Here is a 21,917-nt window from a genome sequence, read left to right as displayed (position 1 = left end):
TGATCGATGTCGGCTTCGCCGTGGCGAAGGGGACGCAATGCGGCGGAGCCATTTCGGTTGCGCTACAGAATCAGTCCGCCATCGACCACCAGCGTGTGGCCGATGATGTAGGATGACAGTGGCGAGGCCAGAAACAAGGCCGCGCCGGCCATGTCCTGCGGGGTGCCGAGCCGCTTCAGCGGAATGTTCTCGATCGCGCCTTGACGGCGCTGCGGATTGGCGGTGGTGACCTTGGTCATCTTGGTGTCGACCAGGCCGGGCGCGATGCCGTTGACGCGGATGCCATCCTCGGCCCAGGCCTGCGCCAGCGTCCGGGTCAAGCCGACCGCGCCGGTCTTGGACGCGTTGTAGGCCGGGTTGCCCTTGGTGGCGTGATAGGCGGCGGTCGACGACACGATGATCAGCCTGCCGGCATTGGCCTTCAGCGCGGGATGATACTTGATCGCGCATTGCATCAGGCTGATCAGATTGACTTCCATCACCTGGCGAAAGCCCGCCATCTCGAATTCGCCGCGGCGATAGATCACAGCACCCTGCGCCAGCACCAGCACGTCGAGCCGGTCCAGCACCGGGGCGAAGGCTTCGACCGATTGCGGCTGGCTGACATCGAGTTGCGCGTAGCTCAGGCCGTCGAGATCCGAACCTTCGATCCCGGCGTAGTCGGCGGCGTTGGCGCGGGTGCCGCTGACGCAGACCGTTGCGCCGCGGGCGCGAAATGCCTGCGCGATGCCGTTGCCGATCCCACTGGAGCCGCCGATCACCAGCACCTGCTGGCCGCCAAAGTCGAGGTCGCTCATCGTCTCGCTCCCTTTATTGTTGTTTTTGTTGTCGTTGCGTTTGACCTCTGTGCAGATCGATGCCAGCCTTGTCAAGAAAGCCGTGCATCAAGCGCGGCAACAACAAATTCGGAGGCAACCGATGTCGGACTTCAAGCAGTTCAGCCGTTCGGTCAAGGATTTGCGCGTTCTGGTCACCGGTGCGGCCAGCGGGATGGGCCGCGCCACCGCGCGGGTGTTCGCGGCCGAAGGCGCGCGGGTCGCGGTGACCGATTTCGACGGCGATGGCGCGCAGGCGGTCAGCGCGGCGATCGCGGCGAGCGGCGGCGACGCCAAGGCCTTTACGCTCGACGTCTCCAATCCGCACGACATCGCAACGGTGGTCGCCACCGCGGCGGCGCATTTCGGCGGGCTCGACATCGTCATCAACAATGCTGGGATTTCGATCGTCACCGCGATCGACGCCGATGGTTATGACGCGGCGTGGGATCGCAGCCTCAGCGTGCTGCTGAGCGCGCATCAGCGCGTGATCCGCGCCGCGCTGCCGCATCTGCGCAAATCCGACTGCCCGCGCATCGTCAACATCGCCTCCACCGAGGCGCTCGGCGCCACCGCGCTGCACAGCCCGTATTCGGCGGCGAAGGCCGGCGTCGTCGGGCTGACGCGATCGCTCGCGGTCGAACTTGGGCCTGAGGGCATCACGGTGAACTGCATCTGTCCGGGGCCGATCTCGACCGGCATGACGCAGCGCATCAAGGACGAGCATAAGGAGATCTACGCCCGCCGCCGCACGGCACTGCGGCGCTACGGCGATCCCGAAGAGGTCGCGCATATGACGCTGAGCCTGTGCCTGCCGGCAGCATCGTTCCTGACCGGCGCGATCATTCCGGTCGATGGCGGGCTGATGGCGCGCAACGCATAGCCGCCTCGTCTCCCGGTCCCGCCGCTGAGACCAGCGGGGCCCAGCTCTGCAGCGCCCCACACCGCGGCGCGTTGCGCTGCGGCCGGGGCACGCGCGTCCTTCACGGCGGACATATGGTTCTGCATCTCGCGCGGTTGACATCGCCCTGCCCCGGCGTAGCCTCGTGGTAGCAAGCGGCACGGGCGACCGAAGCCGCGCATGAATGGATCAACCATTCCGCACGGAGGAATACGCCGATGGCCATTGCGATTCGCAAGCTGCATCCGTTGTTTGTCGGCGAAGTCAGTGGCGTCGATCTGCGCCAGCCGATCAGCCGCGACGAGGCGCGAAGCATCGAGCAGGCGATGGACGACTACGCGGTGCTGGTATTTCCCAAGCAGGACATCACCGACGAGCAGCAGCTGGCCTTCGCGCGCAATTTCGGCGAGCGCGAAAACGCCCATGGCGGCACCGTGATGAAAGCCCATGAGGCGCGGCTGACCAGCGGCGTCAACGACGTCTCCAATCTCGGCCCCGACGGCAAGCCGCTGCCACGCGACCACCGCGTGCATCTGTTCAATCTCGGCAACTGCCTGTGGCATTCGGATAGTTCGTTCCGGCCGATCCCAGCCAAATACTCGCTGCTATCGGCGCGGATCGTCAATCCGAAGGGCGGCAACACCGAATTCGCCGACATGCGCGCCGCCTATGACGCGCTCGACGACGACACCAAAGCCGAGATCGAGGACATGATCTGCGAACATTCGCTGATGTATTCGCGCGGCGCGCTGGGCTTTCTCGATTACTCTGAGGAAGAAAAGCAGATGTTCAAGCCGGTGCTGCAACGGCTGGTGCGGACCCATCCGGCGCATGGCAGAAAATCGCTGTATCTGGCCTCCCATGCTGGTGCCATTCTCGGCATGACGGTGCCGGAGGGACGGGTGCTGCTGCGCGACCTCAACGAGCACGCCACCCAACCGCAATTCGTCTATGTCCACAAATGGAAGCTGCATGATCTGGTGATGTGGGACAACCGCCAGACCATGCACCGGGTGCGGCGTTACGATGCGTCGCAGCCGCGCGACATGCGCCGCGCCACGGTGGCGGGTGACGCGCCGACAGTGGCGCAGCAGGCCGCCGAATAGCCTATCCGCATTTCTACTGACTCGTGGCACGGCAACGACGCGGTAACCAAGCGTCGATCACGAGGCTGTGCGTGGCTTGCGCATCGCATGTGCGGTATCCATCTTATGTTGCACCGCACAACACCGCTGCGGCGGCCTTTTCGAAGGCCCGCGCGATCCGCCAGCTCAAGGCGATTTGACGACAATTCAGGAAACACCAAAGGCAGGGCCTGCTCACGGAGCCGTTGTGCGCAACGGCGCCATTCGAACGAAGGAACCAGAGCCATGTCCCATTGTATGCGTTGCCACGCCAACCTGCCGGCCGCCAATATCGAGGCGATCGACGGCGTCTACGAAATCCACACTTTGACCTGCGCCAATTGCGGCTTCGAGACCAAGATGGCGCTGCGCGAGCTTGATCCAGCGGCGCAATGCTCGCTGTTCCAGATCATGATGACCCCAGCCGCCAAGCGCATGCAGCAACGCTTCGCCGCCGCATAGCCGCGCCGCGCCGACAGCCCGGCGCGTCAGCTGGGCGACAATCTCGGCCGCAGGATGGATGAGCCAGCCCGAGCGGTCGGCTCACTGCATCACCACCAGCCAATGCATGGCGAGCGCCGCGGCGAACAGGGCGCAGAGTACGAAGCCGGTGATGAAGCCGATCAGCAGGCCGCGCTTGACTCCGGTCTGCAGACCGAGCGAGGCGCGGGCTTTTTCCCGCTTGGTCTCGGCGCGCTGATTCCAGGCACTCGCGGCCTCGGGGCTCAAGCGCCTGTCGTCGAGATCGGCCAGCTCTTGAGAGATTTTCAGCAGCAGCTGCAGATCGTCCGTGCCGGGTTGCTGCAGCTGTTCGCGAATGCCGTCGAGAACCTCGCCGGCGGTGAGGTGCCCGACCCCGGCCGCACCCTGATCTGCATCCATCGCACGCTCCTAACGCCAACTGCCGGCAAACGACGCCAGCACGCGAGGAGATAGATGGCCACGACGGCGCTGTCGCCGGGCCATAAGTATGGGGCCGTGCGTGTGGTCCCCGCCCTCCCCACGGGGGAGGGAAAGACAGCGGCGCGGCTTTAACCAACAGACGTTGCCGTTGACTCATCAAGTTAGTCATGGCCGGGCTTGTCCCGGCCATCCACGTCTTTGATCCGGCACTGCTTTCAAGGCGTGGATGCCCGGCACAAGGCCGGGCATGACGAACGAGAGGCAACGACCGTTGGTATTACTACTTCGGCAACGTGGTCGATCCCATCAAAAATTGATCGATCGCCCGGGCACAGAGCCGGCCTTCGCGGATCGCCCACACCACCAGCGACTGGCCGCGGCGCATGTCGCCGGAGGCGAACACTTTCGGCACCGAGGTGGCGAATTCGGTGAGGTTGGCGGCGACATTGCCGCGCGGGTCGAGATCGACGCCGAGCGATTTCAGCAGCCCCTCATGAACCGGATGGACGAAGCCCATCGCCAGCAGCACCAGATCAGCCTGCAGCTCGCATTCGCTGCCGGGGATCGGCTGGAATTTGCCGTCGACTTTGACGCAATGCAGCTTCTTGACCGCGCCGGCCTCGCCGGAAAAGCTCTGGGTCAGCACCGCGAATTCGCGGCGCGCGCCTTCGGCCTGGCTCGACGAGGTGCGCATCTTCATCGGCCAGTTCGGCCAGGTCAGGCCCTTGTTCTCATGCTCGGGCGGCGCCGGCATGATCTCGATCTGGGTGACGCTCTTGGCGCCCTGGCGAAACGAGGTGCCGATGCAATCGGAACCGGTGTCGCCGCCGCCGATCACCACCACATGCTTGCCGGTGGCCAGGATCTCCTTGACCTCGCCGAGCGGCTCGTTGCCGACGCGGCGGTTCTGCTGGGTCAGGAAGTCCATCGCGAAATGAATGCCGTCGAGCTCGCGGCCCGGCACCGGCAGGTCGCGTGGGGCTTCGGCGCCGCCGGTCAACGCCACTGCGTCGTGGGTCTTGAGCAACTCGGCCGGATCGACCGCGCCGGGCGCTTGGCCGCCGACCGGGGAATTGTAATGGAAGGTGACGCCTTCGGCCTCCATCTGGGCGACGCGGCGATCAATCAGATGCTTTTCCATCTTGAAGTCGGGAATGCCGTAGCGCAGCAGCCCGCCGGCTTTCGCCGCCTTCTCATAGACGTGGACGTCGTGACCGGCGCGCGCCAGCTGCTGGGCGCAGGCCAGGCCCGCCGGACCGGCGCCGACCACGGCGACGCTCTGGCCGGTCTTCAGCGCCGGCAGCTCCGGCTTGACCCAGCCATTGTCCCAGGCGCGGTCGACGATGGCGCATTCGATGGTCTTGATGGTGACCGGGCTGTCGTCGATGTTCAGCGTGCACGACGCCTCGCACGGCGCCGGGCAGATCCGCCCGGTGAATTCCGGGAAATTATTGGTGGAATGCAGGTTGCGCGAGGCCTCCTGCCAATTGCCGTTATAGACCAGGTCGTTGAAATCCGGGATCTGGTTGTTGACCGGGCAGCCCGGCGCGCCCGGCTGCGCCGAGCCGGTGCCGTGGCAATAGGGAATGCCGCAGCTCATGCAGCGCGCGGCCTGGTCGCGGGTGTCCTTCTCGCTCAGCGGAACGACGAATTCTTGGTAGTTGGTGACCCGCTCGGTGACCGGCGCATAGACCCGGTCATGCCGCTCGATTTCCAGAAACCCTGTGATCTTGCCCATCGAAAAACCTGACGCCCCTTTATCTCTCACCCGTCTCGAACCGGCCGACGATTTGCGCCTGGCCAGTTCGGCGGCCTCACCTCTGCGTCATTGCGAGGAGCGAAGCGACGAAGCAATCCAGCTCTTGGGTGATGCCCCTGGATTGCTTCGCTCCGCTCGCAATGACGAAGCGATATTTCTAGACCTACGCCCCGATCGCGATTTTCGGCTCCTCGGGCTTGCGCGCCTTTAGGTCGCGCAGCGCGCGGCGATATTCCACCGGCATGACCTTGCGGAATTTCGGCAAAGTGGCCTTCCAATTCGCCAGGATCTCGGCGGCGCGCTTGGAGCCGGCGAGCTTGGCGTGACGCGAGATCAGCACATGCAGCCGCTCCACATCGGAGCCCAGCAGATCGGCGAACACGTCGACCCTGCCATGGGCCTCGAGATCGCCGGTCTGGTGGAAGGCGTTCTCGTTGATCATCTCTTCCGACAGCACCGGCTCGAGTTCGACCATCGCCATGTTGCACAGTTTCGGGAAGCTGCCGTCCTCGTCGAGCACATAGGCGACGCCGCCCGACATGCCGGCGGCGAAGTTGCGCCCGGTCTTGCCGAGCACCACGACGATGCCGCCGGTCATGTATTCGCAGCAATGATCGCCGGCGCCTTCGACCACCGCGACGGCGCCGGAGTTGCGCACCGCGAAACGTTCGCCGGCGATGCCGCGGAAATAGCACTCGCCCTCGATCGCGCCGTACATCACGGTGTTGCCGACGATGATCGACTCTTCCGGCACGATGCCCGAATTGGCCGGCGGGCGGACGATGATGCGGCCGCCGGACAGGCCCTTGCCGACATAGTCGTTGCCTTCGCCTTCGAGATCGAAGGTGATGCCGCGCGCCAGCCAAGCGCCGAAGGCCTGACCGGCGGTACCCTTGAACGCCACCTGGATGGTGTCGTGCGGCAGGCCGGTGTGGCCGTAATGCTTGGCGACGGCGCCGGACAGCATCGCGCCGGCCGAGCGGTTGACGCTGTTGATCTCCATCTCGAACTTCACCGGCGCGCCGCGATCGATCGCCGGCTGCGCCTTGGCGATCAAGGTGCGGTCGAGCACCTTTTCGAGGTGATGATCCTGGCTCTCGGCATGATAGATCTTCTGCCCCGGCAGTTCGTTCTGGCGATGGAACAGCTTGGAGAAGTCCAGCCCCTTGGCCTTCCAATGCGCCACCAGCGCGTTCTGATCGAGCATCTGGGTCTGGCCGACCATCTCGTTGAAGGTCCGGTAGCCGAGCTGCGCCATCAATTCACGGACTTCCTCGGCGACGAAGAAGAAGTAGTTGATGACGTGTTCGGGCTGGCCGGTGAAGCGCTTGCGCAGCACCGGGTCCTGCGTCGCGACGCCGACCGGGCAGGTGTTGAGATGGCACTTGCGCATCATGATGCAGCCGGCCGCAATCAGCGGCGCGGTGGCGAAGCCGAATTCGTCGGCACCGAGCAGCGCGCCGATCACCACGTCGCGCCCGGTGCGGAAGCCGCCATCGACCTGCACCACGATGCGCGACCGCAGCCGTTCGCGCACCAGCGTCTGGTGGGTTTCGGCCAGGCCGATTTCCCACGGGCTGCCTGCGTGCTTGATCGAGGTCAGCGGCGAGGCGCCGGTGCCGCCTTCGAAGCCCGCAATGGTGACGTGGTCGGCGCGCGCCTTGGCGACGCCGGCGGCGACGGTGCCGACGCCGATTTCCGAGACCAGCTTGACCGAGACCGCGCCGGTCGGATTGACGTTTTTGAGATCGTAGATCAGCTGCGCGAGGTCTTCGATCGAATAGATGTCGTGATGCGGCGGCGGCGAGATCAGGCCGACGCCCGGCGTCGAGTGCCGCACCGCGGCGATCACCGCGTCGACCTTGTGGCCGGGCAATTGACCGCCCTCGCCGGGCTTGGCGCCCTGCGCCATCTTGATCTGCATCATGTCCGAATTGACGAGATATTCGGTGGTGACGCCGAACCGGCCGGAGGCGACCTGCTTGATCGCCGAGCGCATCGAATCGCCGTTCGCCATCGGCTTGAAGCGATCGCTTTCTTCGCCGCCCTCGCCGGTGTTGGACTTGCCGCCGATCCGGTTCATGGCGATCGCCAGCGTGGTATGCGCCTCGCGCGAGATCGAGCCATAGGACATCGCGCCGGTGGCGAAGCGCTTGACGATCTCGGCGGCCGGTTCGACCTCGTCGAGCGGCACCGGCTTGCGCTTTTCGTCCTCGGCGGACTTGAACTTGAACAGCCCGCGCAGCGTCAGCAGCCGCTCCGATTGCTCGTTGAGAATCTTGGCGAAGGCGCTGTAGCGCTCCTGCGAATTGCCGCGCACCGCGTGCTGCAGGTTGGCCACCGATTCGGCGGTCCAGGCGTGATCCTCGCCGCGGCTGCGGAAGGCATATTCGCCGCCGACATCAAGCGCGCTCTTGTAGATCTGCACATTGCCGAACGCATCCTGATGGCGGCGCACGGTTTCCTGGGCGATTTCGCCAAGGCCGACGCCTTCGATCTGCGAATGGGTGCCGACAAAGTACTTGGCGATGAAATCCGCTTTCAGCCCGACGGCATCGAAGATCTGCGCGCCGCAATAGGACTGATAGGTCGAGATGCCCATCTTCGACATCACCTTCAGCAGGCCCTTGCCGATCGACTTGATGTAGCGCTTGACGATCTCGTAGTCGTCGAGCTTGGCCGGCAACCGGTCCTTCATCGCGATGATGGATTCGAAGGCGAGATACGGATTGATCGCCTCGGCGCCGTAGCCGGCCAGGCAGGCGAAGTGATGCACTTCGCGCGGCTCGCCGGATTCGACCACCAGGCCGACCGAGGTGCGCAGGCCGGTGCGGATCAGATGATGATGCACGGCGGCGCAGGCCAACAGCGACGGGATCGGAATCCGGTCACTGCCCGCGGCGCGGTCGCTCAGGATGATGATGTTGACGCCTTCGCGCACCGCTTCTTCGGCGCGCGCCGACAGCGCCTCGAGCACGTGCTCGAGCCCCGCGGCGCCGAGGCCGGAATGGAAGGTGGTGTCGAGCGTGCGCGAATTGAAATGCGGATCGCCGATCTCGGAGATCGAACGGATCTTCTCCAGATCGCCGTCGGTCAGGATCGGCTGGCGCACTTCGAGCCGCTTGGTGCCGGCCAGCCCCTGGGTGTCGAACAGGTTCGGGCGCGGGCCGATGATCGAGACCAGGCTCATCACCAGCTCCTCGCGGATCGGATCGATCGGCGGGTTGGTGACCTGGGCGAAGTTCTGCTTGAAATAGGTGAACAGCGGCTTGGGCTTGTCCGACAGCGCCGACAGCGGCGTGTCATTGCCCATCGAGCCTGAGGCTTCCTCGCCGGTCGAGGCCATCGGCGTCATCAGGACGGAAATGTCCTCCTGGGTATAGCCGAAGGCCTGCTGGCGATCGAGCAGCGGCAGGTTGGAGCGCTGGCCCTTGATCGGCGCGTCGGGCAATTCCTCCAGCACGATCTGGGTGCGGTCGAGCCATTCGCGATAGGGCTGGCTCGAGGCCAGCTGCGCCTTGATCTCGTCGTCCGGAATGAGCCGGCCCTGTTCGAGATCGACCAGCAGCATCTTGCCGGGCTGCAGCCGCCATTTGGTGACGATCTGGTCCTCGGGAATTTTCAGCACGCCCATTTCGGACGCCATCACGATGCGGTCGTCCTTGGTCACCAGATAGCGCGCCGGCCGCAACCCGTTGCGGTCGAGCGTGGCGCCGATCTGGCGGCCGTCGGTGAAGGCCAGGGCGGCGGGGCCGTCCCACGGCTCCATGATGGCGGCGTGATATTCGTAGAAGGCGCGGCGCTGCTCATCCATCAGCGGATTGCCGGACCACGCCTCCGGAATCATCATCATCACCGCATGCGGCAGCGAATAGCCGCCCTGCACCAGGAATTCGAGGCCGTTGTCGAAGCAGGCGGTGTCGGACTGGCCCTCATAGGAGATCGGCCACAGCCGGCTGATGTCCTTGCCATACAGCTTGGAATGCACCGAGGCCTGCCGCGCTGCCATCCAGTTATTGTTGCCGCGCAGCGTGTTGATCTCGCCGTTGTGCGCGACCATGCGGTAGGGATGCGCCAGCGACCAGGTCGGGAAGGTGTTGGTGGAAAACCGCTGATGCACCAGCGCCAGCGCGCTTTCGAAATCCGGCTCGCCGAGGTCGGGATAATAGGTGCCGAGCTGGTCGGCCAGGAACATGCCCTTGTAGATCACGGTGCGGCACGACAGCGACGCCGAATAATAGCCGGCCAGTCCGCGGTCGCGGCGCTGATAGATCGCCTGCGAGATCGACTTGCGCAGGATGTAGAGCTGGCGCTCGAAATCGTCCTCGCTGGTCGCCTGCGCGCCGGCGCCGATGAACACCTGCATGATGGTGGGTTCGGTCGGCTTGACGGTCTCGCCGAGCGTCGAATTGTCGGTCGGCACCGTGCGCCAGCCCAGCAAGGTCAGGCCCTCGGCGCGGATCTGGCCGGCGATGATGCTCTGGATCACTTTGCGCCACGGCGTCTCGCGCGGCATGAACAGCGCGCCGACGGCGTATTGGCCCGGCGCCGGCAGCTCGAAGCCGAGCTCGGCCGCCTTGCGGGAGAAGAACGCATGGGGAATCTGCACCAGGATGCCGGCGCCGTCGCCGGCGCGCGGATCGGCGCCGACGGCGCCGCGATGCTCGAGATTGCACAGGATCGAGATCGCATCGGACACGATCTGATGCGATTTCCTGCCCTTGATATTGGCGATGAAGCCGACGCCGCAGGCGTCCTTTTCCTGGGAGGGGTCGTACATCCCTTCGGCCGGCGGGCGCCAAGTATGCTCGCGCGTATGCTCGCCCGCCGGCGCTGCCGGTTTCGCCGTCAGGTCGGCCGCCAGCGCATCGGTGACGATGGTATCGCGCTCGAACTCAGACCCGCTCATCTTCATCCTCTCATCCGGCTAGGCAGTCGCAACCACCGGCACTATCGGCGCACCTTCGGTGTTCGCGGCACCCTCTGGGCCACCGCTCGCACAGCGCGAGCCACGATTTCAGATTTCAGGCCCCGGTGTCCATATCGCCGATCGGACAACCACAAAAGCCGCATTCGGCGTCAGACGCCAAGAACTTCGCAACCCCATACTGGGTCAGGCAACCCATATTGAGACAGCATTACTGTCCTAGATGAGACATTGCCAAACTTTTTTCTATCACACAAGCGCCACTGAGTCCTCTGTTTGATGGGAGCAGTCCTGCCCCAGCTGCCGCGGATTCATGCCGAATGCGCCGCGATCCGGTCCAAGCCATGCCCGATTCGCCGCCCAGCTTGCAGCTTCGACCGGGCGCGGGGGCGCCGCAGGAGCGACTGACATGAAGGCGATCGGGTGGATCATCTCGGCAGGTTTAGTGGCAGCAACAACCGCGGCGACCGCGCAGGCACGGCCGCCATACCAGGCCGGAAGTGGGATTTACCGCAACGTGTCGGATCTCGGCGGTCCCTATGCGGCAATGCCGCCTGAAGCCCCGATGCCGCGCGACGCAAATGACGGCGATGGACCGCGCTGGTTGCCGGCGCGCGAGGTCTACAGCGTGCTGCGTGAAAACGGCTATTCGCCGCTCGGGATCCCGCGCCGCCGCGGGCCGTTCTACGCCATCGCGGCGATCGATCCGAACGGCGATGACGGACGGCTGCTGATCGACGCCCGGGATGGCCAGATCGTACGATTTATGCCGGCCTATCTGCGGGAGGATGCGGCATTCGACGCTGTTCCCGAGGGCTACGGTCTACGGGCGCTTCCGCCGCCGCGGATCGGACGCGCAGCGCCATCGCGGCGGCCGATGCCGCAGCTTGCCAGCCGGACCCCATCGGTGCCGCTGCCCAAGCCCCATCCGGTTGGTGGGCCGAATGTCGACGCCAGCCAAGCAGCCAAGCGGCAAGCGCCCCAACCGGCCCCGCAGCAATCGGCCGCGGCGCAGCCCAGCACCATCACGCACGCCACCGCCCCGGCGGTCGAGGCCAAACCATCGCCGCAGATCCTGCCGACCCAGCCGATGCCGCCGGTGCAGGCGCTGGAGTAGAGTTTCGACGAGACGCCGGCAATATCCTTCCCGCATCCCTCCCCCCTGTTGCAGGGGGAAGTTTGGCAAACGCAGGCGATGCGCAGCATCACCGAATTGGAGGCCGGGCTACGCCGGGCAAAGCTCGCCGAGCGACGCCGGCTGGGAATGCCGACCGGCCAGTCGGCCGGCCACCCCACCGCGAGACGCGGGGGGATGAAGTTGGCCACTCCGCGGCACATCGCGTTGCGGCCGGGGTTCGATTTCTGCCTCAGTCGCGCTGGCCGGCGGCGGCCAGGATCAGGTCGGCGATCTCCTTGGGATGCGAGACCATCGCCAAGTGGCCGGCATCGACTTCGATGGTGGTGGCGTTCATGCGCTTGGCAAGGAAGCGTTCGAAATCGGGATCGATGGTGTGGTCCTGCTTCGAGACAGCATAGAATGTCGGCTTAGCGTGCCAGGCCGCAACCGTGGTGCGGTCGCCGAACAGGGCGGCCGCAGTGGCGCCCTGTGTCGCGAACAGCACTTCCGCGGTCTGGTGGTCGATACCATTGGCAAAATACTTCAAGAACGCGTCCTCGGACAGCTGGGTATAGCCGTCGCGGGTCTGGATGCCGGCGCGCACCGCACCGGTGGGGAACTTACCGGAGAGCGCAACGAAATCCTCGCCGGCGTCGGGGGCACGCGCGGCGACATAGACCAACGCCGTCACCTTCGGATCGCTGCCGACCTCGCTGATCACGGTGCCGGCCCAGGAATGCCCGACCAGCACCGTGGGGCCGTCCTGCAGCGCCAGCGCGCGACGGGTGGCGGCGACGGAGTCCTGCAGCGAGGACAGCGGATTCTGCACCGCGGTGACGTGCAGGCCCGCGGCCTGCAGCCGCGGGATCACTTGGGCCCAGCTCGAGCCGTCGGCCCAGGCCCCGTGCACCAACACCACATTGCGCGCCGGCACCGGCGCCGGGGTCGCGGCGTCAGCCGCTGCGGCACCAAACGTTGCGGCAAACAAGCCCGCGGCCATGGCCGTCATGATGTGAAATCTCGTCATCGACTAATCCTTGAGTGATTGCGCTGGAGCGTTGCGCTCAAAAATGTTTCGTTCGCCCAGGGCGCGCTGTTACCGCATGGCAGCTCGGACAATTCCGAACGGACGGCTGCGCAAAAAAAACGCCCCGGTTGCCCGGGGCGTTTTCGATTCAACGTCGGCTCGTCAGAGCGAGAATGCTCAGGCGGCCTGCTTGCTGCCCTCGATCACCTGCGGCGCGGCGGCAGCCGGCGCGGAGATCGGAATGCTGCGGGGCTTCTTGGCCTCGGGGATCTCGCGGACGAGATCGACATGCAGCAGGCCGTTTTCGAGGCTGGCATTTTTCACCGTCACATAATCGGCGAGCTGGAAGGCGCGTTCGAAGGCGCGCGCGGCGATGCCGCGATACAGCACCTCGCCACCCTTGCTTCCGGCATCATTGGCGGCTTTCTCGCCCTTGATCGTCAGGGTGTTCTCCTTGGCGACGATCGAGAGCTCATCCTGCGAAAAGCCGGAGACCGCTACGGTGATGCGGTAATCGTTCTCGCCGGACCGCTCGATGTTATAGGGTGGATAGCCGGGAGACGCGCCATCGCCGGAGGCCTGGTCGAGCAGCGAAAACAGCCGGTCGAAGCCGACGGTGGAGCGATAAAACGGGGTCAGATCGAAAGTACGCATGGTGTAGTCCTCCAAAGAAGCGACTGTTGTGGTAACCCGCCCGCCATCGGGCCGGGCTGTCGTCTGCGTGCAGCCTGGGAACATCGCTGCCCCCTTGGTGCGGCCTGCACGAAGGTGATATGGGAGAGTCCTGTCCGGGTTCAAGAGGGCGGAATAATCCTCCTGCCGAAGTTTTTTTCCTCTTGTATTTCAGCCCCCTAGCCCCATCGGTCCGGCCCATGACGCTTGTCTCGATTCCCGCCAACCCGGTTCCGGAAGATGCCGTTTCCGGCTTCATCCGAACGCCCGACGGCGCCGAATTGCGGTTCGCGCGCTGGCCGCCGCCGGCCGGCCGCAAGGGCACGGTCTGCGTCTTCACCGGCCGCGGCGAGCAGATCGAGAAATATTTCGAGACGGTGCGCGACCTGCGCGAGCGCGGCTTCGCGGTGGCGATGATCGACTGGCGCGGCCAGGGCCATTCGTCGCGGCGGCTGAGCGACCCGCGCAAGGGTTATGTCCACCACTTCGCCGATTACGAAATCGACGTCGAGACCTTCATCCGCGAGGTGGTGCTGCCGGATTGCCCGCCGCCGCATTTCGCGCTGGCGCATTCGATGGGCGGCGCGGTGATGCTGCGGATCGCGCATTCCGGCAAGCGCTGGTTCGACCGCATGGTGCTGTCGGCGCCGATGATCGACCTGCCCGGCCGCGCCACCACTCTGCCGGTGCGGTTGCTGCTCGGCGCGCTGCGGCTCGCCGGCCAGGGCGGCCGCTACGTCCCCGGCGGCAATGACGAGCTGACCAATACCGGGCCGTTCGTCGGCAACCAGCTGACCAGCGATCCGGTGCGCTACGCCCGCAACGCCGCGATCCTCGCCGAGGACCCGACGCTCGGCATCGCCTCGCCGACCGTGGCATGGGCCGATACCGCGTTCCGGGCGATGCACGGCTTCAAGGCCACCGACTATCCCTCGCGAATCCGGCAGCCGCTGCTGATGCTGGCCGCCAGCAGCGACAGCGTAGTCTCCACCCCGGCGATCGAGGAATTCGCCTATCATCTGCGCGCCGGCTCGCATCTGGTGATCGCCGGCGCCAAGCATGAGATCCTGCAGGAGCAGGATCGCTATCGCGGCCAGTTCTGGGCCGCGTTCGACGCCTTCGTACCGGGGACGCCGTTATTCTGATGCCCGGAACGCGACCACACATCCGCCGTTGTTCCGGGCTGCAAAGCTGCAATCCCGTCTTTAGCCTCGTCCTTTCTCTTGAAAGATTTCCCCTCCGATGAAAATCCGCAAAGCCGTCTTCCCGGTCGCAGGCCTCGGCACCCGCGTTCTCCCCGCCACCAAGGCGATGCCGAAGGAGATGTTGACCATCGTCGACCGGCCCCTGATCCAGTACGTCGTCGATGAAGCCAAGGAAGCCGGCATCGAGCATTTCATCTTCGTCACCAGCCGCAACAAGGGCATGATCGAGGACCATTTCGACCGCCAATTCGAATTGGACATGACGCTGAAGGGCCGCAACAAGACCGCCGAGATGGAAATCCTGGCGCGCGACCAGCCCGAGGCCGGCGCCATGAGCTTCACCCGGCAGCAGGCCCCGCACGGGCTCGGCCACGCGGTGTGGTGCGCCCGCGACATCGTCGGCAATGAGCCCTTCGCGGTGGTGCTGCCGGACGAGCTGGTGCTGAACAATCCCGGCTGCCTGGCGCAGATGATCGCCGCGGCCGCCAAGCTCGGCGACAAGAGCAACGTTATCGCGGTCGAGGAAGTGCCCGACCATCTGACGCATAATTACGGCATCTGCGGCGTCGGCGCGCGCGACGGCAATATTTTCGAAATCGACGGCATGGTGGAAAAGCCGCCGCAGGGCACCGCGCGCTCGAACCGCTCGATCTCGGGCCGCTACATCCTGCAGCCGGAGATCTTCAAGATCCTGGAGACCCAGGAGCGCGGCGCCGGCAACGAGATCCAGCTCACCGATGCCATGATCGGCCTGTCCAAGACGCAGAAATTCTACGGCGTCGAATTCGAGGGCGAGCGCCATGATTGCGGCTCGAAGGCCGGATTCCTGCGCGCCAATATCGCCTTTGCGATGCAGCGCGACGATCTGCGCGAGGATCTGCGCAAGGAAATGAAGCACTATCTGGCGCAATAACGAAGGCCGGGCCTCGCACCGGCCTGGCGCGAGACCCGGCCGCGATCGGCCGCTTAAATGGCGACAGCACCGCGGCAATCGGTTAACGACGGGGTTCCAGCAACCGAGGACGAGACGTGAGTGCTTACGATCCGCTGCGCGACTACCTGATGGCGCAGAGCGCCGAAGAACTGGTGCTGAGCCTGGAGCAGATCGAGGAGATTCTCGGCTTCGCCTTGTCGCGGGCGTCGCAGCGCGCGTCGTGGTGGGAAACCGAGCGCAGCCCGCAGGAAAAGATGCCGCAGCGCGAGGCCTGCCTCGAAGCCGGCTACATCGCCACCAGGCTGGCCGATGGCAGCGGCGTTCGGTTCCGCAAGAAGAAGCCGGAACGACGGCGGCGGCTGTTCTGACGCATCGCAGCCGCGCCGCTGCAATCGGCCATTGACAGAATGCCGCACCCCGGGGCCTGATGCGGCCAATCGCCGCCATGACGGGCGGTGAACATCCATAAGCCGAGGAAACCCCGATGCGTCAGCTGCTCGTCGCAATCCTGCTTGCCGCCTCCACGGCGCTGCCCGCGGCCGCCCAGACCCCGATCAAGATCATGGTCGGCGGCATCGACAAACAGATCTATCTGCCGGCCAAGCTCGCCGAGGGGCTCGGCTTCTACAAGGAAGAGGGGCTCGACGTCCAATTGTTCAACTCGACCTCGGGCTCGCAGGCCGCGACCGCTTTGCTGGCGCGCGAGGTCCAGGGCGTGGTCGGGTTCTACGATCACACCATCGACCTGCAGTCGAAGGGCAAATTCATCACCGACGTGGTGCAGTTCGCGGTGGCGCCGGGCGAAGTCGTGCTGGTGAAGGCCGCTGACGCCGACAAGCTTAAAGACCCCGCCAATTGGAAGGGCCAGGCCCTCGGCGTCACCGGGCTGGGCTCGGCGACCGACTTTTTGACCCGCGCGCTCGCCGCCAAGGCCGGGTTGAAGCCGCAGGATTATTCGCTGGTGCCGGTCGGCGCCGGCGACACCTTTCTGGCGGCGATGCAGCAGGGCAAGATCGTCTCCGGCATGACCACCGAACCGACGGTGGCGCGCGCGCTGAAGAACGGCACCGCCAAGGTCGGCATCGATTTGCGCACCGCGCAGACCACCCGCGCCGCACTTGGCGGCGACTATCCGGCCGCCTGCCTCTACATGGATCGCGGCTGGATGGAGGCCAACAAGGCCACCGTTCAAAAGGTGGTCAATGTCTTCGTCAAGACGCTGAAATGGATGCACAGCCACTCGCCGGAAGAGATCGCCGCCAAGATGCCGAAGGATTACTACGCCGGCGATCTCGATCTCTATGTCCAGGGCTTGAAAGACGGCAAGGCGCAGTACTCGCCCGACGGCATGATGCCGAAGGACGCGCCGGAATCGGTGTTGAAAGTGCTGTCGAGCTTCTCGCCGAATCTCAAGGGCAAGACCATCGACCTGAGCAAGACCTACACCACCGAATTCGTCATCAAGGCCAACGCGACGCATTGAGCCAGTGATGGAATGCGGAATCGCCGCAGCTCTTCTCCCTCCCCCTAGTGGGGAGGGTGGCCCGGCGAAGCGCAGCGAAGCCGGGTCGGGTGGGGGAGCCACGAGCGCAGTGCTCGCCGCACCCCCACCCCGGCCTCCGCTTTCGGCGATGCTGCGCATCGCCTTCGCTCGGCCGACCCTCCCCACAGGGGGGAGGGATTTTTCTTCGACCCGTGCTTCAAACGCGATCGAGATTTAACATGACCACCGCCCCCTCCGCGATCGAACTCAAACATGTCGCCCGGCGCTTCGTGACGCCGACCGGGCATGTGCTGTCGGCGCTGGAGGATTTCGACCTCAGCATCGCGCCCGGTGAGTTCATGGCGATCGTCGGCCCGACCGGCTGCGGCAAGTCGACGACGCTGGGGCTGATCGCCGGGCTGGCGCGGCCGCAGGCCGGCGAGGTGACGCTGTTCGACGCGCCGGTCAACGGCGTCGACCGCCGCGTCGGCTTCGTGTTCCAGCAGGACGCGGTGTTTCCCTGGCGCAATGTGCTCGGCAATGTGATGGCCGGGCCGCTGTTTCGCGGCGTCGCCAAAGCCGAGGCCGAGGCGATGGCGCGCGACTGGATCATCCGGGTCGGGCTGAAGGGGTTCGAGGACCACCACCCACACCAGCTCTCCGGCGGCATGCGCAAGCGGGTAGCGCTGGCGCAGACCTTCATCAACAATCCGCAGGTGCTGCTGATGGACGAGCCGTTCTCCGCGCTCGACGTCCAGACCCGCGAATTGATGCAGGAGGAATTGCTGCAGCTGTGGGCGCAGGCGCAATCCGCGGTGCTGTTCGTCACCCACGATCTCGACGAGGCGATCCTGCTCGCCGATCGCGTCGCGGTGCTGACGACGCGGCCGGCGCGGGTCAAATCGGTGCACACCATCGACCTACCGCGGCCGCGCGACGTCGCCACGCTGCGTTACGACGAGCGCTTCATCGCCATCGCCCGCAAGATCAACGACGATCTGCGCGAGGAAGTGTTGCGCGCGCGGGCGGGGCATTGAGCATGAATGATGTCATCACATCGAAGCGCTCGCGTTCTGTCACCTCTCCCCTAGGGAGAGGTCGACCGGCGAAGCGCAGCGAAGCCGGTCGGGTGAGGGGTTACAAACTATCGATAGGTCTTACGCCCTCACCCCAACCCTCTCCCCATGGGAGAGGGGGCGCGCTGCCGGTGCGGCGACCGCATCGGCACCTTTCCAGCCACATAGCCGAGGCGTCCTGACATGAGCGAGATCAGCATTCCGCCCGAGACCGCCCTGCCCGATGCGCGGCTGGAGACGCTGGTGGAGCGGCTGCGGCGGCGGGCGCGGCTGGTACTGGGGCTGCGGCTCGCGGTATTGGTGATCCTGGTCGGCGGCTGGGAATTCGGCGTCCGCTTCGGACTGATCGATCCGTTCTTCTTCGGCCAGCCCTCTGGCATCGTGGTCAAGCTGATCGACTGGTTCCGCAACGGCACCTCGATCGGGCCGCTATGGAAGCAGATCTGGGTGACGATCTATGAGGCCGGCGCCGGCTTCCTGATCGGCGCCGTCGCCGGCATCCTGTGTGGCATCGCGCTCGGGCGCAATCAGCTGCTCTCCGACGTGTTCTCGATCTACATCAAGGTGGCCAATTCGATTCCGCGCGTCGTGCTGGGCTCGATCTTCATCGTCGCGCTCGGCCTCGGCGCTGCCTCGAAGATCGCGCTGGCGGTCGTCATGGTGTTCTTCGTGGTGTTCGCCAATGCGTTCCAGGGCGTCCGCGAGGCCGACAAGAACCTGATCGCCAATGCGCGGATTCTCGGCGCCAGCGACTGGCAGATGACCCGCGCGGTGGTGATCCCCTCGGCGATGTCGTGGATTCTCGCCAGCCTGCATGTCTCGTTCGGCTTCGCGCTGGTCGGCGCCATCGTCGGCGAATTTTTGGGCGCGCGCGAGGGCATGGGCCTGCTGATCGCCACCGCACAGGGCTCGTTCGACAGTAACGGCGTGTTCGCCGCGATGATCGTGATCGCCGTGGTGGCGCTGGCCGCCGAATGGATCCTGACGCTGATCGAGAACCGGCTGCTGACCTGGCGGCCGGACGTCAACGCGCACGAATAGCGCTGGCGGTCCCCGTCAGTTCTGCAGGCGGACGCCGAGCATGACGATTGTGGCTTTGTTGCTGGAGCCGGCGACGTTGGAGTCGAGCCATTCGTGGCGGACCTGCGCATTGACCTGGACGGTGCGGTTGAGCTTGTAGACTAGGTCGCCCGAGATCGAATGGAAGGTCTCGTAGCGGCTGGAGCCCTGATAATCGAGCGAGCCCCAGGTGAAGCGGCCGATCGCGGTCAGCCAGCGGCGGAAATCATGATCGACCTCGGCGGTGTAGCTGCGCGACAGCACGCCCGAGACCCCGGCCAGTGTGGACTCGTCGACCGAACTGGTGGCGATGAATTTCGCCGTGGTCAGCGGCGTCACCGTCCAGATCAGCGAGCCGCTGGTCAATAGGCCGGTCAGTTTCTGCAGCCGCGGGTCGCTATAGGTCCGGGTGGCATAGCCGATCGAGGCTTCGCCGGTCAGGAGCCGGGTCAGTTCGAAACTGGTGCCCGCCATCGCATAGCCGCCGCTGGAATCGCGCTGGTAACCGCCGCGATCGACCGCGGTGTCGTGGACGCGGGTATCGCCCTCCACCTCGACGAATGGCTTCAGCCAGGGCAGCACCTCGTAGCTGACGCGGCCGGCGCCGCCATATTGGTTGAAGTTGCGGTCGGCATTGCTGTCGGTGGTGCCGTCGGTCAGGCGCGAGTTCTGGTACACGGTGCGATCGACATTGCCGACCACCGTGACCTGCAGCCGGTTGAAATTCTGGTCGATACCGAACGACCCGCCGGTGGTGGTGAAGATCGGATATTTGGCGAGGCCAGCCTCGATGTTGGGGCTGCCGGGATTGTCGGTCGACAGCCGCAGCCTGGCCTCGCCGAGCAGCCTGGTGTCGCGGCTGACGTCGATCCGGCCGTCGATGTGGCCGGTGAAATCGGGACGGTCGAGATTGATCGGCGCCGACTGCACGCCGGGATTGGTCGACGGCAGCGCGCCGGCATAGCCGGTATAGGAGCCGCGCAGATCGGCGACCAGCGCATGGCGGTCCCAGTCCGACGTCACCATCAGTTCGGGCGCGACGACGTAGAACCCCGCCCCCTTCGGATTGGACGACACCCGGCCGGGATTGCTGTCATAGCCGCCGCGCAGTTCGATTGCGGATTTGACCAGGAAGCTGCCGGCATAGTCGCCGACCGCGCCGAACGGGTCGGTATCGGCTTTGAGCCGGCGGCGCGTCGGCTGGCCGACCGCGGTGCCGGCCAAGGCGGCCGAGACCGGCGCCTTGTTGGCGCGCGCCGATGGCGGCCCCGTCAGCAGCCGCGGCGCCGGGTCCACCACCGCCGTACCGGGTCCGGGAGCCGGTTTGGGCTTCGGCGCGCCGGGGTAATATTTCGGCTTGCGGCGTTTGCGGTTGAGCGAATCATAGCCGATCTCGGCGGTGCCGGAGCCCGCGGCCGCGGCGGTGCCATAGGTCGGGATGTTGCCGATCCGCGACGGCGCCGCCGTCTCCGGGATCCGCACGGTGTTATCGAGCGGGTCGTCGATGGCGGGATCGTCGGTCTTGCGCAGCGGCAGATCCTGCGGGGCAACGAAACCGCCGCGCACCGGGCGCAGCAGGTCGGCGGTCAGGCGTTGCGCGGACGCCGGAACGTGATCGATCGCCACCAGGCCCAGACATGCCAATGCGACGCGAAGGCAAGCTGCGCGGCGGTGGCGGCCCGTGGCTGGACCCGAGGTCACGATCACAAAACTCCAACAAAAACATTCGTTTAAAACCAGCGACGGGGGCAACCCGAGCCGCCCGCGGGCATCGTTAAGGGAGTTAAAACAATTATGGTTAATGACCGGTTGAGATCGGGCAGCGCGTCGCATCGCCCGGCGGGCCGTGCTAGGAAGAGCCCCGCGCCAACATAACGGCTCCTTTTCCTTCCGGACCCATCATGGCCATCTCAAAAACCACAACTACGAAATCCGCAATGACCGACCACGCCGCCGCCGCCGTCGAGTCCGCCCTGCGCACGCTCGAAGCCGAAGCCAGCGGCGTCACCACGCTGGCAGCCGCGCTGAAATCCGATCTCGGCCCGGCCTTCGCCGCCGCGGTCGATCTGATCCGCAACGCCAAGGGCCGGCTGATCATCACCGGGCTCGGCAAGTCGGGCCATATCGGCCGCAAGATCGCCGCGACCTTCGCCTCGACCGGGACCCCGGCGTTCTTCGTCCATGCCTCCGAGGCCAGCCACGGCGATCTCGGCATGATCACCGCCGACGACGTCATCATGGCGATGTCGTGGTCCGGCGAGCAGCCCGAGATGAAGAACCTGATTACCTACGCCAAGCGCTTCCGGATCGCGCTGATCGCGATGACGGCGGATGCGGATTCGACGCTCGGCAAGGCCGCCCATATTTCGCTGACGCTGCCGAAGGCGCGCGAGGCCTGTCCGCATAATCTGGCGCCGACCACCTCGTCGCTGACCATGCTGGCGCTCGGCGACGCGCTGGCGATCGCGCTGCTGGAAGGTCGCGGCTTCACCTCAGTCGATTTCAGCGTGCTGCATCCCGGCGGCAAGCTCGGCGCGATGCTGAAATACGCCCGCGACCTGATGCATAGCGGCGAGGCGCTGCCGCTGCGGCCGCTCGGCACGCGGATGTCGGACGCGCTGGTGGAAATGTCGGCCAAGGGCTTCGGCTGCGTCGGCATCGTCGACGCCCGCGGCCACGTCGCCGGCATCGTCACCGACGGCGATTTGCGCCGTCACATGCGGGCCGATCTGATGACCGCGCTGGTCGACGACGTGATGACGAAGAATCCCAAGACCATCAGCCCGGACCTGCTCGCCATCGAGACGCTCGAGATCCTGAATGCGTCGAAGATCACCGCGGTCATCGTCACGGTGGCGAAAAAGCCGGTCGGCATCGTCCATCTGCACGATCTGCTGCGCGCCGGCGTGGCGTAG

18 protein-coding genes are annotated in these 21,917 nt (G+C 65.5%); 11 read left to right on the top strand and 7 right to left on the bottom strand.

Annotation, left to right across the window (positions count from 1 at the left end):
- Positions 1-62: 62 nt before the first annotated feature.
- Positions 63-797 (bottom strand): SDR family NAD(P)-dependent oxidoreductase, encoded by a 735-nt coding sequence (locus tag RBJ75_RS23895; protein ID WP_044418035.1) that lies wholly within the window; start codon positions 795-797, stop codon positions 63-65.
- 121 nt (positions 798-918) lie between these two features.
- On the opposite strand from RBJ75_RS23895, the gene RBJ75_RS23890 reads away from it, so the two are divergent.
- From RBJ75_RS23890 to RBJ75_RS23880, 3 genes are all read left to right on the top strand, one after another.
- Entirely contained in the window at positions 919-1,698 is a 780-nt protein-coding gene (locus tag RBJ75_RS23890; protein WP_044418027.1) for an SDR family NAD(P)-dependent oxidoreductase, read from the top strand.
- A gap of 236 nt (positions 1,699-1,934) precedes the next feature.
- Positions 1,935-2,822, top strand: a complete 888-nt coding sequence (locus RBJ75_RS23885; RefSeq protein ID WP_044418025.1) for a TauD/TfdA dioxygenase family protein — start codon at positions 1,935-1,937, stop codon at positions 2,820-2,822.
- 264 nt (positions 2,823-3,086) lie between these two features.
- Positions 3,087-3,302 (top strand): hypothetical protein, encoded by a 216-nt coding sequence (locus tag RBJ75_RS23880; protein ID WP_152647896.1) that lies wholly within the window; start codon positions 3,087-3,089, stop codon positions 3,300-3,302.
- Positions 3,303-3,383: 81 nt separating this feature from the next.
- Here RBJ75_RS23880 and RBJ75_RS23875 read toward each other — a convergent pair whose 3' ends face one another.
- From RBJ75_RS23875 to gltB, 3 genes are all read right to left on the bottom strand, one after another.
- Entirely contained in the window at positions 3,384-3,722 is a 339-nt protein-coding gene (locus RBJ75_RS23875) for a hypothetical protein (RefSeq protein ID WP_044418021.1), read from the bottom strand.
- 301 nt (positions 3,723-4,023) lie between these two features.
- Positions 4,024-5,481, bottom strand: a complete 1,458-nt coding sequence (locus tag RBJ75_RS23870; RefSeq protein ID WP_044403844.1) for a glutamate synthase subunit beta — start codon at positions 5,479-5,481, stop codon at positions 4,024-4,026.
- Positions 5,482-5,665: 184 nt separating this feature from the next.
- Complete coding sequence (gltB, locus tag RBJ75_RS23865) at positions 5,666-10,411, bottom strand: glutamate synthase large subunit (protein ID WP_044403852.1); 4,746 nt, start codon at positions 10,409-10,411, stop codon at positions 5,666-5,668.
- Between the two features lie 427 nt (positions 10,412-10,838).
- Here gltB and RBJ75_RS23860 point away from each other — a divergent pair, with 427 nt between their 5' ends.
- Entirely contained in the window at positions 10,839-11,546 is a 708-nt protein-coding gene (locus RBJ75_RS23860) for a hypothetical protein (RefSeq protein WP_044403841.1), read from the top strand.
- A 250-nt stretch (positions 11,547-11,796) separates the two neighbouring features.
- On the opposite strand, the gene RBJ75_RS23855 is transcribed toward RBJ75_RS23860, so the two are convergent.
- Both RBJ75_RS23855 and RBJ75_RS23850 read right to left on the bottom strand, forming a co-directional pair.
- Complete coding sequence (locus RBJ75_RS23855) at positions 11,797-12,573, bottom strand: alpha/beta fold hydrolase (protein ID WP_044403838.1); 777 nt, start codon at positions 12,571-12,573, stop codon at positions 11,797-11,799.
- 177 nt (positions 12,574-12,750) lie between these two features.
- Positions 12,751-13,227, bottom strand: a complete 477-nt coding sequence (locus RBJ75_RS23850; RefSeq protein WP_044403849.1) for an Hsp20 family protein — start codon at positions 13,225-13,227, stop codon at positions 12,751-12,753.
- 218 nt (positions 13,228-13,445) lie between these two features.
- Here RBJ75_RS23850 and RBJ75_RS23845 point away from each other — a divergent pair, with 218 nt between their 5' ends.
- The 6 genes from RBJ75_RS23845 to RBJ75_RS23820 all read left to right on the top strand — a co-directional run bounded on the left by RBJ75_RS23845 (position 13,446) and on the right by RBJ75_RS23820 (position 18,984).
- A complete protein-coding gene (locus tag RBJ75_RS23845; RefSeq protein WP_044403835.1) occupies positions 13,446-14,390 on the top strand; it encodes an alpha/beta fold hydrolase in 945 nt (314 codons plus the stop codon).
- 97 nt (positions 14,391-14,487) lie between these two features.
- Entirely contained in the window at positions 14,488-15,363 is an 876-nt protein-coding gene (locus tag RBJ75_RS23840; RefSeq protein ID WP_044403832.1) for a UTP--glucose-1-phosphate uridylyltransferase, read from the top strand.
- A gap of 116 nt (positions 15,364-15,479) precedes the next feature.
- Complete coding sequence (locus RBJ75_RS23835) at positions 15,480-15,752, top strand: hypothetical protein (protein WP_152647547.1); 273 nt, start codon at positions 15,480-15,482, stop codon at positions 15,750-15,752.
- Between the two features lie 116 nt (positions 15,753-15,868).
- Positions 15,869-16,867 (top strand): ABC transporter substrate-binding protein, encoded by a 999-nt coding sequence (locus RBJ75_RS23830; RefSeq protein ID WP_044403828.1) that lies wholly within the window; start codon positions 15,869-15,871, stop codon positions 16,865-16,867.
- A 239-nt stretch (positions 16,868-17,106) separates the two neighbouring features.
- Positions 17,107-17,904 (top strand): ABC transporter ATP-binding protein, encoded by a 798-nt coding sequence (locus RBJ75_RS23825; protein ID WP_044419159.1) that lies wholly within the window; start codon positions 17,107-17,109, stop codon positions 17,902-17,904.
- Between the two features lie 222 nt (positions 17,905-18,126).
- Positions 18,127-18,984: an ABC transporter permease gene (locus tag RBJ75_RS23820; protein WP_044417089.1), complete on the top strand. Its 858-nt coding sequence runs from the start codon at positions 18,127-18,129 to the stop codon at positions 18,982-18,984.
- Between the two features lie 15 nt (positions 18,985-18,999).
- Here RBJ75_RS23820 and RBJ75_RS23815 read toward each other — a convergent pair whose 3' ends face one another.
- Positions 19,000-20,703: an outer membrane beta-barrel protein gene (locus RBJ75_RS23815; protein WP_044417093.1), complete on the bottom strand. Its 1,704-nt coding sequence runs from the start codon at positions 20,701-20,703 to the stop codon at positions 19,000-19,002.
- Between the two features lie 200 nt (positions 20,704-20,903).
- Here RBJ75_RS23815 and RBJ75_RS23810 point away from each other — a divergent pair, with 200 nt between their 5' ends.
- Positions 20,904-21,917 carry an SIS domain-containing protein gene (locus RBJ75_RS23810; protein ID WP_044417091.1) on the top strand — a complete coding sequence of 338 codons (1,014 nt, stop codon included), beginning with the start codon at positions 20,904-20,906 and terminating at the stop codon, positions 21,915-21,917.

The sequence above is a fragment of the Rhodopseudomonas sp. BAL398 genome (genome assembly GCF_033001325.1).
In the GTDB taxonomy this organism is placed as follows: Bacteria; Pseudomonadota; Alphaproteobacteria; order Rhizobiales; family Xanthobacteraceae; genus JARJEH01.
The sequence above is the reverse complement of the archived record's forward strand: the minus strand, read 5'-3'. Positions and strand labels throughout refer to the sequence as shown.